A 14,022-nucleotide genomic window follows, 5' to 3' on the forward strand; every position below is an offset into this window, starting at 1 on the left:
GCGGGCGTCCCGTCGCCCTACGATGAGAATCGATGACCTCTCGTGAACACGGCCGTGCCACCCGCGTCCTGATCGTGCTCGTCGCGGCGATCACCGCGGTGGCGGCCTCGGCGTGCACCCCGAAACCGCAGGGCCCCGAGTCCGCGGCCGATTCGTTCGTTTCCGCGCTGGCCCAGCGTGACAGTGCCGCCGCGGCGCAGGCCACGGATCGGCCGGACCTCGCGACCGCCGCCGTCGATCAGGCGTGGGACGGCCTACAGGCCGAGTCGCTCGACGCGGCGACCGGCGCGGTGAGCGTGAACGGCGACACCGCGACCGTCGACTACACCTACACGTGGCACCTTCCGAAGGACCGCACCTGGACCTACGACGGGGCCCTGCAGATGGGCCGACGCGACGGGGCCTGGGTGGTCCGGTGGAACTCGACCGATCTGCACCCCAAGCTCGGGGACACCCAGTCGATGGTGCTGCGGTCCACGTCGGCGCCGCGGGCGCGGGTCAACGAGCACGCGGGGTCCGACGTCCTGGTGCCCGGGGTGGTCCAGGGGGTGTCCTTCGACGCCGCCGAGTCGACCGACGTGGTGGGCACGGCGCGCACCCTCGAACGCATCCTGAAGCCCTTCGACGCGTCGATCACGGCGCAGTCCATCGTGGAGTCGGCGACCGCGACGCAGGGCCCTTACCGCCTGATGACCCTCCGGGACGAGGACTACGACGCCGTCGCGCCCGGTCTGCTCGCGTTGTCCGGGGTGTCGGTGACGGAGCAGTCCGACCTGGTCTCCACCGATCGCACGTTCGCCCCCGACCTGGTGAGCCAGGTGAAGAAGACCGTGATGGACCGCGTCGACGGTGCCGCGGGCTGGAGCGTCGTGGCGGTCAACACCAACGGCGCGGACACCGGTGTGTTGACCGAGACGGCGCCGCAGCCGGTTCCGTCGATCAGTATCAGCCTCGACCGTCCGGTGCAGGTGGCCGCACAGAACGCCGTCAACGTGTCACGGGACCAGGCGATGATGGTGGTGATCCAGCCGTCGACAGGCGACATCCTCGCGGTGGCGCAGAACCCGGCGGCGGATCGCGACGGTCCCGTGGCCTCGACCGGCCTCTACCCACCGGGCTCCACCTTCAAGATCATCACGGCCGGTGCGGCCATCGAGGAGGGACTCGCGACGCCCGAGACCACCGTGCCGTGCCCGGGCCGCATCGTCATCGGCGAGCGCAGCGTGCCCAACTACAACGAGTTCTCCCTCGGGGACGTCTCGATGAACACGGCCTTCACGCGCTCGTGCAACACCTCGTTCGCGAAGCTCGCCAGTGAGATGTCCGCGAGTGCTCTCACCGACGCGGCGGCCATGTTCGGCGTCGGGCCCGACTACGGCGTCGTGGGTCTGCCCACCGAGTCGGGATCCGTCCCGCCCGCAGAGGAATTGGTGCAGCGCACCGAGGACGGGTTCGGACAGGGAAAGGTGCTGGTGTCGACGTTCGGCATGGCTCTCGCCGCCGCGACCGTCGCACACGGATCGACGCCCGTTCCCCGGCTGATCCAGGGGGAGGAGACCACGATCGACGGTGACCACCCGCAGATCGAGCCGGCCATGGTCGACGGACTCCGCGGGATGATGCGCTCGGTGGTCACGAGCGGCACCGCGGACCGGATCGCCGACCAGGGCGAGGTGTACGGCAAGACGGGTGAGGCCGAGGTCGACGGCGGATCCCATGCCTGGTTCGTCGGATATCGCGGTGATCTCGCGTTCGCGACCCTGGTCGTGCGCGGCGGCAGCTCGGACAATGCCGTCGCCGTGACGCGGGACATGATCACCGCGTTGCCCGCCGGATACTGACCGCGACCGGCGGCGACTACGCTGGTGCCATGTCCGTCCGCACCGTTCTCGAACCCGGCACCGTCTCACCCGTTCTCGATGTTCCCAAGTCCGTCGAGCGCCCCGAGTACGCGTGGAAGAAGACTGCGCGCGAAGGCCACGAGCCGTGGGTGCAGACCCCGGAGACCATCGAGAAGATGCGTCTGGCGAGCCGCATCGCCGCGCAGGCACTGCAGGAGGCCGGAAAGGCCGTCGAGCCGGGCGTCACGACGGACCGACTCGACCGTATCGCCCACGAGTACATGGTCGACCACGGCGCGTACCCGTCGACGTTGGGCTACAAGGGTTTTCCGAAGTCCTGCTGCACCTCGCTCAACGAGGTCATCTGCCACGGCATCCCCGATTCGACGGTCGTGCAGGACGGCGACATCGTCAACATCGACGTCACGGCGTACATCGACGGGGTGCACGGTGACACGAACGCCACCTTCCTCGCCGGGGACGTCTCCGAGGAAGCGCGCCTGCTCGTGGAGCGCACCCACGAGGCCACCATGCGGGCGATCAAGGCGGTCAAGCCGGGTCGCGCTCTGAACGTCGTCGGACGGGTCATCGAGGCGTACGCCGATCGTTTCGGGTACGGCGTCGTCCGGGACTTCACCGGCCACGGCATCGGCACCACCTTCCACAACGGCCTGGTGGTGCTGCACTACGACGAGCCCACCGTCGAGACGGTGCTGGAGCCCGGGATGGTCTTCACCATCGAGCCGATGATCACCCTCGGCGGCATCGACTGGGACCAGTGGAACGACGGCTGGACCGTCGTCACGCGGGACCGATCCTGGACCGCCCAGTTCGAGCACACTCTCGTCGTCACGGAGACGGGCGCCGAGATCCTCACCCTCTCTTGACCCTTCGCGGCGCCATTCTGGTCGCGGGAACCACCTCGGACGCGGGCAAGAGTGTCGTCGTGGCGGGGTTGTGCCGCCTCCTCGCTCGACGCGGTGTGAGGGTGGCGCCCTTCAAGGCGCAGAACATGTCCAACAACTCCGTCGTCACGTTGGACGGAGGGGAGATCGGCCGTGCGCAGGCACTGCAGGCCCGGGCATGCGGTCTCGAGCCCAGCGTGCGGTTCAATCCGATACTGCTGAAGCCAGGCGGGGACAGGACGTCGCAACTGGTTGTTCGCGGCCGGGCCACCGGCACCGTGGGCGCCGCCGACTACATGACGCACCGACAGCATCTGCGCTCGGTCGTGGCGGAGGAACTCGACGCTCTGCGGGCCGACTTCGACGTGGTGATCTGCGAGGGCGCCGGCTCACCCGCCGAGATCAACCTGCGGGCCACCGATCTGGCGAACATGGGACTGGCGCGCGCTGCGAACCTTCCCGTGATCGTCGTGGGCGACATCGATCGCGGGGGAGTGCTGGCCCACTTCTTCGGCACTCTGGCCGTGCTCGACGCGGCGGATCAGGCACTGATCGCGGGGTTCGTCGTGAACAAGTTCCGCGGCGATCCCGCGCTGCTGCAACCGGGACTCGACACCCTCGAGACTCTCACGGGCCGACCGACGTTGGGCATCGTTCCGTTCAGCGACGAGTTGTGGCTCGACGCCGAGGACTCCCTCGGGACCGTGGCCGACGCACCGCTGGGCCGGCCCGCTCCTCCGATCGGATCGCAGTGGCTCCGCGTCGCCGCCGTGCGGTTACCGCGCATCTCGAACTCCACCGACGTCGAGGCCCTGGCGTGCGAACCGGGGGTGACGGTGCACTGGGCGACCGAGGCCTCCCGACTGGCAGATGCCGATCTGGTGGTGCTCCCCGGCTCCAAGGCCACGGTCCAGGACCTGGACTGGCTTCGTCGCACCGGTATCGCAGACGAGCTGGCGCGGCGCGTGGCTCGCGGTGCTCCGGTCCTCGGGATCTGCGGCGGTTACCAGATGCTGGGGAGAACGATCACCGACGCCGTGGAGTCGGGTGCCGGGCAGGTGCAAGGGCTAGGCCTCCTGGACCTCGACATCGCATTCGCTGCGGACAAGGTGCTCTCCCGGGTCAGCGGGCGTGCCGGCGCGGTCCCCGTGACCGGCTACGAGATCCACCACGGCCGGGTGACCCGAAGCGGCGACGAGCCCTGGTTCACGGGCACCGACGGTGAACCGGAGGGCAGCATCCGTGGACGGGTACGTGGCACTCACTGGCACGGCCTGCTGGAGAACGACGACTTTCGTCGGGCCTTCCTCACGGAGGTGGCGGAGCAGGCCGGCCGCACCGGTTTCGTGGTGGCCCCGGACACCGATGTCGACGCGATGCGCACCGCCCAGGTGGATCTGTTGGCCGACCTCATGGAGAGCTCCTTCGACATCGATGCGCTTCTCACGCTCGTCGCCGAGGGCGCTCCCGCCCTGCCCGAACTGCGCGTCACGCAGTCGTCCGCCGCAGAATGACGCGTGTTCCCAGACCGGCCGCGGACGCGACGAGGAGTGGCAGCAGCACCATGGTCAGCAGCCGCGGTGCGTCGGCGACGGTCTCGATGACCGCGCCCCACCACCCCTGCCAGGTTACGACGAAGATCACGGCGCCGATCAGAACAGCTTCGGCCAGCACAGCCGTCCAGATGCCTGTCACCCGCCACCGCACGTAGATCGCGCCGGCCAGCATGCCGATGAGGTTGCACATCAGGAACGCCGCGATGAGGAAGAACAGTTCGATGGCGGCACTGCCCGCGAGAGGTGTTGCCAGAGAGAACGTCTGCATGCGCACACCGAAGCCGTCGGTCGCCGACTCCACCAGGGAGAGTGCGAACAGGCCGATCCCGAATATCAGGGCATGAACGACGGCGACCGCGACGGTGGCGGCGAAGAACTCTCTCCGTGTCACGCCCAGCCCGAGAGTGAAGGGAAACACCTGCGTGAGGATCTGAGCGAACAGAGTCAGGCCGAAGATGAAGACGAAGGTCGCCCCGCCGGTCTTGATCGACATGCTGCCATCGGGGACCAGGGAGAGAACGGCCCAGGTGATACCGACGATGACGGCCAGGATGCCGAGCGGCCACGCGAAGGCGAGCGTCCGGTAGTGGGTGTGGACGCGCATCACGGAGACGATGCGATCGCGAGCGGGGGCGGCGGGGGTGTCGAGCGCGGTAGTCATGACGGGACGTCCTCTCGGGTGTCGGACATGGCGGGCAGCGCGGTCCGACCGCGTGCGGTGCAGTGGACGACGAACTGTTGCAACGACACGGGTTCGATGCCGAGCCCGTCGGCAGCGGCCCGGACGAGGTCGGCGTCGCCGAGGGGCCCCAGTACGGTGGTGCGGGCCATCGATCCGAACGACTCACGATGCAGCACAGCGTGATCCGCCACGAGTCGCTCGACGGCGGTAGCGGATCCGCCGATGGTCACGGCGCGTCCGCGAAGGTTCTCCGCATCATCATCGACCACGACGGTGCCGTCGCTGATGACGACGACACGGTCGATGAGGTCGCTGACCTCGTCGATGAGATGGGTCGACAGCACGACGGTTCGCGGGTGGTCCGCGAAATCCGCGAGCAGGTGGTCGTAGAACATCTGCCGGGCCACCGCGTCGAGACCGAGGTACGGCTCGTCGTACAACGTCAACGGCGCGCGAGATGCCAGACCCACCACAATGCCGAGCGCCGACGTCATGCCGCGAGAGAGTTTCTTCACCTTGCGCCCACGGGGGAGGTCGAAGTCGTCGGTCAGTCGACGGGCAAGGTCTTCGTCCCAGTCACGCATCAACATCGCCGCGGACGACAGGACCTGGCGGACCGTGAAGTCCTCGGGGTACTTCTGGCTCTCCTTGACGAAGCAGACGTCGCGCAGGACGGTCGCATTCTCGTACGGGCGGGCGCCGAACACTGTCACGTCACCGCCGTCCTGCCACGTCTGACCGGTGAGGATCTGCATCATCGTCGTCTTGCCGGCGCCGTTGCGCCCCAACAGTCCGTGGATGCGGTGCTCCTGCAACTCGAAGGTGACGTCCTCGAGTGCGGCGACGTCGCCGAAGGTCTTGGTGACACCGCGGACGGTCGCCACTGCCGCGGTCATCGCCGTGCCTCCATGGTCACGGAATCGACAGTCGACGCTCGCGACTGGGCGTCGATCATGTCCTGGAGTTCGGCGGTGCCGAGGCCGAGTTTGCGTGCCTCGGCCACGAGCGGCCGGACGTACTGCTCGGCGAAGCCCTCGCGTCGACGGAAGCGGAGCGCATCTCGTGCGCCCGAGGTGACGAACATTCCGATTCCTCGCTTCTTGTGGAGAATTCCGGCCGTGACCAGATGGTTCAGGCCCTTGCCTGCGGTGGCGGGGTTGATGCGGTGGAAGGCTGCCAGCTCGTTGGTCGAGGGAACCTGGCTCTCCTCGGCGAGCGAACCGTCGATGATCGAGTTCTCGATCATCTCGGCGATCTGCAGGAAGATCGGCCGGCCGTCGTCCATCACCGGGACCACCGCGCCCGGAGGCGCCGCAGCCTCATTGGTTCATTACTCATGTAATGAACCGTACAACCTTCGGCTCGGTCGTGGCAAGGGCTGCGAACGTGCAGGGTCGGGTAGCGTCGGGTCCCATGCAGCAGCAGACCGTCTCCCTGCCCTCCGGCGATCTGACCGTGCGAATCGATGGGCCGGACAGTGGCCACGCGGTGCTGTTGCTCCCGGCCGACGACGACGGCGCAGACGTCTTCGACGACACGGCGGCGCGGCTGACGACATCAGATCTGCGCACCGTCACGCTCGAGCCCGGCGTGAGTCCGAACGACACCGATCTCGTGGCGCTGCTCGATGCTCTCGGGTTGCCGTGGGTCAATCTGGTCGGCAGGGGAGAGGGCGCCGACCGCGCCTGGTCGCTCGCCGCCCGCACGTTCGGGCGCGTGTCGAGCCTGGTCGTCATCGACCGGGGTCACCCGGCTGTTCGTGACGACTCCGGTTGCCCGGCAGTCGAATTGCGTACGACGATGGTGGTCGTGGACCCGACCTTCGCGGAGGAGGCGTCCGCGACGAGCCGCTACGTCTACGGCGACTACCGCGTCGTCACGCTCGACTCGTCGACCCCGGACGCCGCGGCCGCAGCACTGGCCACCGAGATCGTGATGCGCACCAGCGCCTGGTGATCATTCGCCGGGCGCGGTGAGGTAGTCGTTCCCCTGCGAGTCGCGGATGTGGACGATGCCGTTGTGAAGCTTCCGGTAATGCCACTGCCCCCGTGTCTTCAACCCGTGATGCCGGCGGCACAGGGGTTGAAGGTTGGCGGCGACCGTCCATCCGCCTCTCCGGGGGTCGGTGTGGTCGAACGGGACGACGTGGTCGAGGTCGCACTCCTCGCTGGGCACAGCGCAGCCTGGGTGCACGCACGCCGGATACAGGGCTGTCACCAGCGCTGCGACCGCCTCGGACGGCCGGTAGGTCAACGCGTCGGCCGGGGGTACGGCGAAGCCACCGTGGCCGGCGGGGTCGGCTACGGCGCGGTCCAATGCCGTTGGTGGGAGCGCGCGGAGATACTCGACCTGCTCCCTGGCTTTGCGGGCTGTCGTGCTGCCCAGCTTCCCCGTGGTCGGTGTCCAGCCTGCGGGCATGCGGCGGGTTCGGCGGACTTCCCGCCCGGCGGCGGGCACCGGCGGGCCCGGTGGTTCGGAGTCGGTCGGCGGGTCGTGCTCCGGGCATCGGCACCTGCACCCCGCCCGCGGTTCCGCGACCTCCGCGGCGGTGATCATCGCCTGCCACGTCGCATCCCCGGCGATCCTCCGTGCAGTGTCCGCAGGAACCGGACCCCAACCGACGAGGTGACCGGGTTCCCCTGCCAACCCCGCCGCCGTGGCGGCGTCGAGGACGATGACGGCATGATGGGCCGGTGCGGCCGGCGACGGCGCGTGGGCGCAACTCTCGTCAACGCAGTCGCACGGCAGAGGTGTGCCGGTGATGATCGCATGCGCAGCGTCGAACAACCGCGCCGGCAGCGAACTCGGATCGCACACCCCTCGGGCCGCCTCGACGATGGCCCGCTTCATCCCGGCAATCTGCTCTGCGGGGCCACGAACCTTCAGCTCGGCTTGACCTCGCGGCAGCTTCCTTACCGAGACGTACCGTTCCGTCGTCGCACGCTCCCGAGCGATGCGGTGCCACTCCGCGTCGAACTCCGCGAGAATCCGATCGACCGCCGCTGCCACCGCACCCGGAGTGCACCTCGATGCGGCAGCGATCACCCGTTGCAGCAGTGCTTCGGTGGCGTTCGGAACCCCGGCAAGGGATCGGCACACCGTCCGGAACGCCGCATACGCCAACAGGCCCGCATCGAACGCCTCCGCCACCGCAGGATGCGCGGTGCGGGTCAGGAACAGCCACTCGGTCACCGTGCGCGTCGACACCGACAACGCCGCCGCGACCTCCGCCACCGCACAGGTCTCAGCAGCCTCGGCGTCGAACACCCCACCCGGACCGAGCACTGCCGGCCGGCGCGACGACTCCTGCACGTACGCACACGACGCCCTGACTGAAAGCGCCAGAGCGGCCTGAGCATCACTCTTGGCAGCCGTCAGCTGGTCCACCGACAGTGTTGTCTCGTACATCGATTCACCCCCCGGTGACGTCCGAACGCAGCGCCCCCCGACGCCAGATCAGACGGTAGCTCACCCCACCGACACACTCCGGGCCAGGAATGTCACGCCAGACGGACACGCCAGTCTTCTACGTCGCACTGCCCGTCATCGCCGTTGCCCGCCGCGATCACGGTGCCGTCCGACCTCAGCCCGAGGGTGTGCGTCGACCCGGCCGCCACTGCGACGATGTCTCGCCACGACGCGACATCGCACTGACCTTGATCGTCGTATCCCGCCGCGACCACGTGACCGTCGTCGAGCAGACCCACTGTGTGCCGACTGCCGGCCGATACCGCGACGACGCCGACCCAGTCGTTCGCATTCCCACCGCTCGCGCCGACGATCGCCACTCTTCCGTCGACGGTCAGAGCGACGGAATGGAGATGGCCCGCCGCGACCGACCGCACGTTCGTCCACTCTGTCACCGAACACTGACCTCGCGAATCGGTGCCTGCCGCGATCACGGTTCCGTCCGAGCGCAGTCCGACGGAGTGCCAGTCCCCGGCAGCGACCGCCACGACACCGGCCCACGACGACACCTCACACGCACCCTCGTCGGTGCGACCTGCGGCCCTGACGGTGCCGTCTGCAGCCACACCCAGTGTGCGTCGCCACCCCGCCGCAACGCCCACGATGTGCGACCAGTCGGTGACGTTGCACTGTCCGTGCGCGTTCCAGCCGGTCGCCACGACAGAGCCGTCGGCTCGCAGCCCCACGGTGTGCGACTGTCCGGTGTTGCGAGCGGTGTGCACGTTCCCTGCGGCCACGGCCACCACGTCGGACCATTCCTCGACGCGGTGACCCGTCACGTCACCCGCGAGAGTGACCGAGCCGTCGGCGCACAGTCCGACGGAGTGGCGACGTCCCGCGGCGAGGACATCCGCGTGTTGTCGCACCCGGCGTCCGATCAGTCGAGATCGAGTCCGAGGAGCGCGTTCTCGACCACCTCGGGCAGTGCCGGGTGGATCCAGTACTGGCCCCGTGCGACGTCGCGGACGGACTGCCCGAACGTGAGGGCCTGGATCAGCGGTTGGATCACGGTCGGCGCCTGCTCACCGATGATGTGCGCGCCCAGCAGACGGCCGGTCGCGCGGTCGGCGATCACCTTGCAGAGACCCTCGTCGTCCTCCATCGCCCAGCCGTACGCGACGTCGGCGTACTTCTGGACCTTGACCGCGATGTCGTATCCCTGGTCACGAGCCTCCTGCTCGGTGAGCCCCACCTCGGCGATCATCGGATCGGTGAACACCGCGGACGGGACGTAGCGGTGATCGAAGCGCTTCCACCCCGTCGTGTCGTCCCACGACGGCTTCAGGACGTTCTCCTGCACCACACGCGCCTCGGCATTGGCGACGTGCTTGAGCTGGTACGGCGACGAGACGTCGCCGAGTGCGAAGACGCCCTCGGCCGACGTGCGGCCGAACTCGTCGACCGCGATGCGGCCGTCGTCGTGCAGGTCGATGCCCGCCTCGTCGGCGCCGAGCTGATCGGCGTTGGGAGCGCGACCGATCGCCACCAGCAGCGCGTCCCCGCGTACCTCGGTGCCGTCCGACAGGGACACCACGACGTCGTCGCCGTCCTGACGGACACCGGTGGCATCGACCGAGAGCCGGACGTCCCACTTGTCCTGCGCGAGCGTGGTGAACTGCTGCGAGATCTCGAGATCCGATTTGCGGAGGAGGCGCTCCTTGCGTGCCAGGACCGTCACGTGCGAGCCGAGGGCCGAGAACACGTGCGCGAACTCGGCGGCGATGTAGCCCGACCCGAGCACGATCAGCCGCTCCGGAAGGGACGGCAGCCGCATGATGTCGTCGTTGGTGTGGAACGTGACGCCGCTGTCGCGGATGAAATCGGGGACGGTGGCACGCGAGCCGCTCGCGACGACGACTTTGTCGGCGGTGACGACACGGCCGTCACCGGTGTCGATACGGCGCGGTCCGACGAAGCGCGCGTGGCTGCTGAACAACGTCACGTTGGGCGAACCTTCGCGGCGGTACTTCTCCCCGCCGTCCGCGATGGGGTCGATCCGGCCGAAGACGCGGTCCACGATGTCGGTCCACCGCACCTTGTCGATGTGGGCGTCGATGCCGTACTTCGACGCCGTGGTGACAGCGCGGGCCACCTCCGCCGCGTAGACGAACATCTTCGTCGGGATGCATCCCACGTTGATGCAGGTGCCGCCGAAGATGGACTCCTCGAACATCGCGACGCTCGACCCGTCGAAGCGCTCGTCGAGAATCGAGTTACCGGACCCGGTTCCGATGATCGCGAGGTCGAAGTGCTGGACGTCGGACCCGGTGTCCTCCGTGGCGCTCACGATCCGGTCGCCAGTTCTGCGTGGTCGCCGCCCGAGGGCGCGTCGGACAACCCGCTGCCGCGGTGCCGCAGCCAGTCGTCCATCTCGGCGAAGGCGCGTTCCAGCGGCTCGGGTGTGGAGAGGAAGACGTCGTGGCGGGCGCCCTCGATCGGGACGATCGTCGTGCGGTTGCCCAGGCATCCCGCCCACCGCGCGATCTGTCGGACGTCGAGAACGGCGTCCGCGGCGTCGACGTCCGGCACGTACGTCTTGGAGAAGCGCGTGACCTTGGATCGGAGGATGAGGGACGGCACGCCGATGTCGAGTCCCCGGTGCAGTTCCGCGTGGCCGCGACGGACCGCGCGGATCCAGCCGAGCTTGATGGGGAAGCCTGCCAACGGTTTCCACGACAGGTCGTAGTCCCACTCGCCGTTGCCACCCGAGCTGATGGAGAGGCCGTAGGTGTCCAGACCCTGACCCGGCAGCGCGCGCAGGGGAGCGACGCGGCCCAGGACACCGATCGCGACGGTTCCGACACTGCGCACCAGAGGCGGGCCCTGGAGGTCGAACCACGGACTGTTCAGCACCAGACCGGAGATGCCGGCGGCAGCGGCGCCCCCTCGGGTGCGTTCGAGACGATCGAGCCACAGCGGGACGATGAGGCCGCCCGTCGAGTGCGCCGCCATCAGGACCTCGGCGCCCGTCTCCTCGCGCACGATCGCCAGCGCCCGGTCGAGTTCCTCGTCGTACAGCGCCAGGTCGGACACGAAGTGCGGCGACTGCCCCTCGCCGATGGAGCGTCCGCACTTGCGCAGATCGAGTGCGTAGAACGCGTGTCCCAGATCGGCGAAGTGCTCGGCCAGATGGCGCTGGAAGAAGTAGTCGGTGAAACCGTGCACGTAGAGGACTGCGTCCTTCGGCGTCGCGGAACCCGTCACGGACCGCGTCAGGCGCACGAGTGTGGCCCGCACCTCGCCCTCGCCGTCCGGGTCGGAGCCGAGCGGTATGGTCAGTTGCTCGTAATCGTCACCGAGTACATCGGGCGCCCATGTAGTCACACTCACACAGTAATGGCCGCTTCGCAGGGGTGGCGAGGGGCACAATCGGGTACAGAGACGGCGACCGTCGCGGTGACGCGGCACGGCGCCGCGGACAGCAGCATCCGCACCGCACTCCCTGTCGGGAGTGCCGATGGACGAAGGAAGTCGATCCAGCAGTGGGCGAACACGATCAGAACAGTCAGTCCGGCACCAAGTCGGGATCGAAGGTGGAGAGGACCGACGTCGTCCTGATCGGCGCGGGCATCATGAGTGCCACGCTGGGCACGCTCCTCCGTCAGGTCGAGCCCACGTGGTCCATCTCCGTCTTCGAGCGTCTCGACGCCGCGGCCGCGGAGAGCAGCGACCCGTGGAACAACGCCGGTACGGGCCACTCCGCCCTCTGCGAACTCAACTACACCCCGCAGGGCAAGGACGGCTCCGTCGACATCAGCAAGGCGCTGAACGTCAACGAGCAGTTCCAGGTCTCGCGGCAGTGGTGGTCGCACGCGCTGGAGGCCGGCGTGCTCGCCGACCCCAAGAACTTCATCAACCCCATCCCGCACGTCAGCTTCGTGCACGGCGAGGACAACGTGAAGTACCTGCGAGCGCGGTACGACGCGCTCTCGGGCAACCCGCTGTTCCCCGGTATGGAGTACATCGACGACGAGACCGAGTTCGCCCGTCGCCTCCCGCTGATGGCGAAGGGGCGCGACTTCAGTGATCCGATCGCGCTCAACTGGTCCGACGGCGGCACGGACGTCGACTTCGGCGCACTGACCAAGCAGCTCCTCAACCACCTCGCGGTGGAGGGCGCGTCGGTCAACTTCGGACACGAGGTCCGCGATCTGTCCAAGAACTCCGACGGCACCTGGACCGTCAAGGTCTACAACGGGCGGACCGGCGTCACGCGCAAGATCGTCACCAAGTTCGTCTTCGTCGGCGCGGGCGGCGGCGCCCTGCACCTCCTGCAGAAGTCGGGCATCGCGGAGGCCAAGGGCTTCGGCGGTTTCCCCGTCAGCGGTGAGTGGCTGCGGTGCACCACCCCCGAGCTCGTCGAGCAGCACTCCGCCAAGGTGTACGGCAAGGCCTCGGTCGGTGCGCCCCCGATGTCGGTGCCGCACCTCGACACCCGCGTCATCGGTGGCAAGCCCGGACTCCTGTTCGGGCCTTACGCCGGCTGGTCACCCAAGTTCCTCAAGCAGGGGAAGATGACCGATCTCGTCAACTCGGTCAAGCCGAACAATCTGTTCTCGATGCTCGGTGTCGGTGTCACCGAGATGGCCCTCACCAAGTACCTCGTCACCGAGCTGCTGCAGTCCGAGACCGACCGCGTGGAGACGCTGCGGGAGTTCATGCCGTCCGCTCAAGGCAAGGACTTCGAGCTGGTCACCGCCGGACAGCGAGTCCAGGTGATCCGTCGCAAGGGTCGCGGCGGCGTGCTCGAGTTCGGCACCGCCGTGATCAACGCGGGCGACGGCACCATCGCGGGCCTGCTCGGGGCGTCACCCGGTGCGTCCACCGCCGTGCCGGCGATGCTGGACGTGCTGAAGCGCTGCTTCTCCGACAGGTACAGCTCGTGGGAGCCGACCCTCAAGGACATGGTTCCGTCCCTGGGCACCAAGCTGGCCGAGAACCCGCGTCTGTTCGACGAGATCTGGTCGCACACCACGCGAGTGCTGCAGCTCGACACGACCTCGGCCACCGGCCGGCAGGTCGCGCACTCCGGAACTGTGTGATACCACCATCACATGACGACGGCGACTGCAACACTCAAGCGATCCTGGGCACTCGACCTGTCGAACGAGACCCTCTACGAGCTGCTCAAGCTGCGCGTGGAGGTGTTCGTGGTGGAGCAGGCCTGCGCCTACCCCGAGCTCGACGGTAAGGACCTGCTCTCCGACACCCGCCACTTCTGGCTCGAGCGCGACGGCAGCGTGGTCTGCACACTGCGTCTCCTCGAGGAGCACGACGACGGCGAGAAGTCGTTCCGCATCGGGCGCCTGTGCACGCACCGCTCCTCGCGCGGGCAGGGCCACACCACGCGTCTGCTGCGGGCTGCGCTCGCGGAGGTCGGGTCGTCCCCGTGCCGCATCAACGCGCAGAGCTACCTGGTGGAGATGTACGCAAAGCACGGCTTCTACCCGGACGGCCAGGAAGTCCTCGAGGACGGCATCCCGCACACGCCCATGCGGCGCGGCGGCGGCAGTCCCTGGAGCGAAGGCGACAAGAACTGACTCGCCTGCACCGACACTGAACAACCGACG

At 68.3% G+C, this 14,022-nt stretch carries 13 protein-coding genes; 6 read left to right on the forward strand and 7 right to left on the reverse strand.

Annotated elements, in window-relative coordinates:
• Positions 1–32 precede the first annotated feature (32 nt).
• The 3 genes from J4E04_RS09400 to J4E04_RS09410 are packed head-to-tail and all read left to right on the forward strand — an operon-like array spanning position 33 to position 4,260.
• Entirely contained in the window at positions 33–1,841 is a 1,809-nt protein-coding gene (locus J4E04_RS09400; RefSeq protein ID WP_490150391.1) for a penicillin-binding transpeptidase domain-containing protein, read from the forward strand.
• Positions 1,842–1,870: 29 nt separating this feature from the next.
• On the forward strand, positions 1,871–2,728 hold the full coding sequence (gene map, locus J4E04_RS09405; RefSeq protein ID WP_490150392.1) for a type I methionyl aminopeptidase: 858 nt from the start codon (positions 1,871–1,873) through the stop codon (positions 2,726–2,728).
• Positions 2,725–4,260: a cobyric acid synthase gene (locus tag J4E04_RS09410; RefSeq protein WP_490150393.1), complete on the forward strand. Its 1,536-nt coding sequence runs from the start codon at positions 2,725–2,727 to the stop codon at positions 4,258–4,260. The genes map and J4E04_RS09410 overlap by 4 nt, the downstream gene beginning before the upstream one ends.
• Here the strand turns inward: J4E04_RS09410 and J4E04_RS09415 are convergent.
• The 3 genes from J4E04_RS09415 to J4E04_RS09425 are packed head-to-tail and all read right to left on the reverse strand — an operon-like array spanning position 4,235 to position 6,272.
• Positions 4,235–4,963 (reverse strand): ABC transporter permease, encoded by a 729-nt coding sequence (locus J4E04_RS09415; protein WP_222637699.1) that lies wholly within the window; start codon positions 4,961–4,963, stop codon positions 4,235–4,237. The genes J4E04_RS09410 and J4E04_RS09415 overlap by 26 nt on opposite strands.
• Positions 4,960–5,880 carry an ABC transporter ATP-binding protein gene (locus J4E04_RS09420; protein WP_490150394.1) on the reverse strand — a complete coding sequence of 307 codons (921 nt, stop codon included), beginning with the start codon at positions 5,878–5,880 and terminating at the stop codon, positions 4,960–4,962. The genes J4E04_RS09415 and J4E04_RS09420 overlap by 4 nt, the downstream gene beginning before the upstream one ends.
• Positions 5,877–6,272, reverse strand: a complete 396-nt coding sequence (locus J4E04_RS09425) for a GntR family transcriptional regulator (protein ID WP_328809688.1) — start codon at positions 6,270–6,272, stop codon at positions 5,877–5,879. The genes J4E04_RS09420 and J4E04_RS09425 overlap by 4 nt, the downstream gene beginning before the upstream one ends.
• 125 nt (positions 6,273–6,397) lie before the next feature.
• Here J4E04_RS09425 and J4E04_RS09430 point away from each other — a divergent pair, with 125 nt between their 5' ends.
• On the forward strand, positions 6,398–6,940 hold the full coding sequence (locus J4E04_RS09430; RefSeq protein ID WP_307092670.1) for an alpha/beta hydrolase: 543 nt from the start codon (positions 6,398–6,400) through the stop codon (positions 6,938–6,940).
• On the opposite strand, the gene J4E04_RS09435 is transcribed toward J4E04_RS09430, so the two are convergent.
• From J4E04_RS09435 to J4E04_RS09450, 4 genes are all read right to left on the reverse strand, one after another.
• Entirely contained in the window at positions 6,941–8,392 is a 1,452-nt protein-coding gene (locus tag J4E04_RS09435) for an HNH endonuclease signature motif containing protein (RefSeq protein WP_490150395.1), read from the reverse strand.
• A 92-nt stretch (positions 8,393–8,484) separates the two neighbouring features.
• Positions 8,485–9,318, reverse strand: coding sequence for an RCC1 domain-containing protein (locus J4E04_RS09440; protein ID WP_490150396.1), 834 nt, complete (start codon positions 9,316–9,318; stop codon positions 8,485–8,487).
• 11 nt (positions 9,319–9,329) lie between these two features.
• Entirely contained in the window at positions 9,330–10,739 is a 1,410-nt protein-coding gene (gene mtr, locus J4E04_RS09445) for a mycothione reductase (RefSeq protein ID WP_490150397.1), read from the reverse strand.
• Positions 10,736–11,776: an alpha/beta hydrolase gene (locus J4E04_RS09450; RefSeq protein ID WP_490150398.1), complete on the reverse strand. Its 1,041-nt coding sequence runs from the start codon at positions 11,774–11,776 to the stop codon at positions 10,736–10,738. Before J4E04_RS09450 ends, mtr begins: the two co-directional genes overlap by 4 nt.
• Before the next feature lie 158 nt (positions 11,777–11,934).
• Here J4E04_RS09450 and mqo point away from each other — a divergent pair, with 158 nt between their 5' ends.
• Both mqo and J4E04_RS09460 read left to right on the forward strand, forming a co-directional pair.
• On the forward strand, positions 11,935–13,494 hold the full coding sequence (gene mqo, locus J4E04_RS09455) for a malate dehydrogenase (quinone) (protein ID WP_081821172.1): 1,560 nt from the start codon (positions 11,935–11,937) through the stop codon (positions 13,492–13,494).
• A gap of 12 nt (positions 13,495–13,506) precedes the next feature.
• Positions 13,507–13,992, forward strand: coding sequence for a GNAT family N-acetyltransferase (locus J4E04_RS09460; protein ID WP_027505061.1), 486 nt, complete (start codon positions 13,507–13,509; stop codon positions 13,990–13,992).
• Positions 13,993–14,022 lie beyond the last annotated feature (30 nt).

The sequence above is a fragment of the Rhodococcus sp. NFXS4 genome, from assembly GCF_058139645.1.

Coding starts and splice junctions, on each gene's coding strand:
- J4E04_RS09420 (WP_490150394.1), bottom strand. CDS start 5,880: ATGACCGCGGCAGTGGCGACCGTCCGCGGTGTCACCAAGACCTTCGGC.
- J4E04_RS09400 (WP_490150391.1), top strand. CDS start 33: ATGACCTCTCGTGAACACGGCCGTGCCACCCGCGTCCTGATCGTGCTC.
- J4E04_RS09460 (WP_027505061.1), top strand. CDS start 13,507: ATGACGACGGCGACTGCAACACTCAAGCGATCCTGGGCACTCGACCTG.
- J4E04_RS09435 (WP_490150395.1), bottom strand. CDS start 8,392: ATGTACGAGACAACACTGTCGGTGGACCAGCTGACGGCTGCCAAGAGT.
- map (WP_490150392.1), top strand. CDS start 1,871: ATGTCCGTCCGCACCGTTCTCGAACCCGGCACCGTCTCACCCGTTCTC.
- J4E04_RS09415 (WP_222637699.1), bottom strand. CDS start 4,963: ATGACTACCGCGCTCGACACCCCCGCCGCCCCCGCTCGCGATCGCATC.
- J4E04_RS09430 (WP_307092670.1), top strand. CDS start 6,398: ATGCAGCAGCAGACCGTCTCCCTGCCCTCCGGCGATCTGACCGTGCGA.